The following is a 1,766-nucleotide window of genomic DNA, read 5'->3' on the forward strand; positions in this document are numbered from 1 at the left end:
GCTCATTCTTGCCTGATCCTGCTCGAATTGCCTGGATCGGGTTGCCGTAGTCCATGCCGGAGTGGTTCCGTGCATCGTGCCCAACTCACCGGACGTACTCACCGAGATACGCGACCTCATCGGCGCCCACGCCAGACCCGGCATGACGACGGCGATCGACGGGCTGCAGCTGTCCAAGGTCACGACCGGTCCCGAGAGTCCCGACTACTCGCTGACGGAACCTCTGTTGGTGGTCATGGCCCAAGGCGGCAAGCGACTGCTGCTCGGCGACCAGGTGCACGAATACCGATCGGGGCAGTACCTGTTGGTCACTGCCAATCTGCCCGTCACGGGCCACTTCTTCGACACCAGCGCGGCGAAGCCCGCATTGGGCATGGGCCTGGTCTTGCGGCGGGCCGCCATCGCCGACCTGGTGTTGCAGGACCCCCGGTGGTCGCGCGGCACGCCGCGGGCGACTGCGATGGCTACCGGCGATGCGCCGCCCGATCTGCTGGATGCGGTCCTGCGCATGCTCCGCCTGCTCGATCACCCCGCGGACGCACCGGTGCTCGCACCGCTGGTCGAGCGGGAGATCCTGTGGCGCGTGCTCACCGGCCCCCACGGCCACACGCTGCGTCAGATCGGGCTGGCCGACGGCGACCTCGCGCACGTCAGCCGGGCCATCGGGTGGATGCGGCAGAACTACGCCGAGCCCATGCGCATCGAGGACCTCGCGCGGACCTGCGGTATGAGCGCGTCAGCCTTCCACAGAAGCTTCCGCGCGGTTACGGCCATGAGCCCCTTACAGTTTCAGAAGCGCATCCGCCTGCAGGAGGCGCGCTCACACGTGGTGTCACAGCCAGGTGACATCGCAGCCGTCGGGCATCTGGTCGGCTATGACAGCCCGTCGCAATTCAGCCGTGAGTATCGCCGACTGTTCGGGGCGCCGCCGGGTCTGGATGCGCGGCGCCTCCGCGAGACGGGTGCCGCGATGACCACGGGGTCGGTGATGTGACGCCGCTACGACGCTTCCGGCCGCTTGGCGCGCCCGGATAGCACGCGGTACCGACAGATTCAGGGTCTGAGATCGGGTTCATCCACAGTTGCCGATTCGTCCCCAACCTGGGGTTTTAGTCTGGCGGGCGTCGGAGTCCTCGTTTAAACTCGAATGCATGTTCGACGATCTGGTGACCGGGACCGCGGGGACTCGCGGAGCTTCCGCCGTCAGTGCCTGGACCCGGGTGGAATCCGCCGCCTGCGCCCGGCGGCTGGCCGCGATGGTCACCATGCTCGACACCGCGCACGCCGCCGACGGGTCCGCTGATCGTGAACAGTGGTGCATCGACAACTGGGCCGCAGTCTGTGCCCACATCGGCGCCACCGCATGCATGACCAGCGGAACCGCCTCGAGCTTCTTGCTGGTGGCCACCGCGCTGCGGGACCGGTTGCCGAAAGTGCAGGCCCTCTTCCTGGCCGGGCTGATCGATTACCGGATGGTCAAGGCCATCGTCACCCGCAGCATGCTGATCACCGACCCCGAGGCACGGCGCGCCCTGGACACCGCCCTGGCTGAGGCGTTGGCGACGTGGGAACCGATGTCGATCGAGAAGACCGAACAGAACATCGACACATTCATCGAACAGGTCGACCCGCACGCAGTACGCCGCACCCACACCAAGGCGCGCTCCCGCTCGGTGGACATCTCCATCGACGACGGCACCGGGCTGGCCATCCTGTTCGGCACCCTGTTCGCCCCCGACGCCACCGCCCTGGACAGTCGCCTGAAC

General features: G+C 67.3%; 2 protein-coding genes. Both read left to right on the forward strand.

Features of this window, described 5'->3' with window-relative positions:
• Positions 1 to 76: 76 nt before the first annotated feature.
• Complete coding sequence (locus ACRDUX_RS06760; protein WP_526412229.1) at positions 77 to 994, forward strand: helix-turn-helix domain-containing protein; 918 nt, start codon at positions 77 to 79, stop codon at positions 992 to 994.
• 157 nt (positions 995 to 1,151) lie between these two features.
• On the forward strand, positions 1,152 to 1,766 hold a 615-nt coding region (locus ACRDUX_RS06765; RefSeq protein ID WP_526412231.1), incomplete at its 3' end, for a DUF222 domain-containing protein.

This window comes from Mycobacterium sp. (genome assembly GCF_050701675.1).
In the GTDB taxonomy this organism is placed as follows: Bacteria; Actinomycetota; Actinomycetes; order Mycobacteriales; family Mycobacteriaceae; genus Mycobacterium.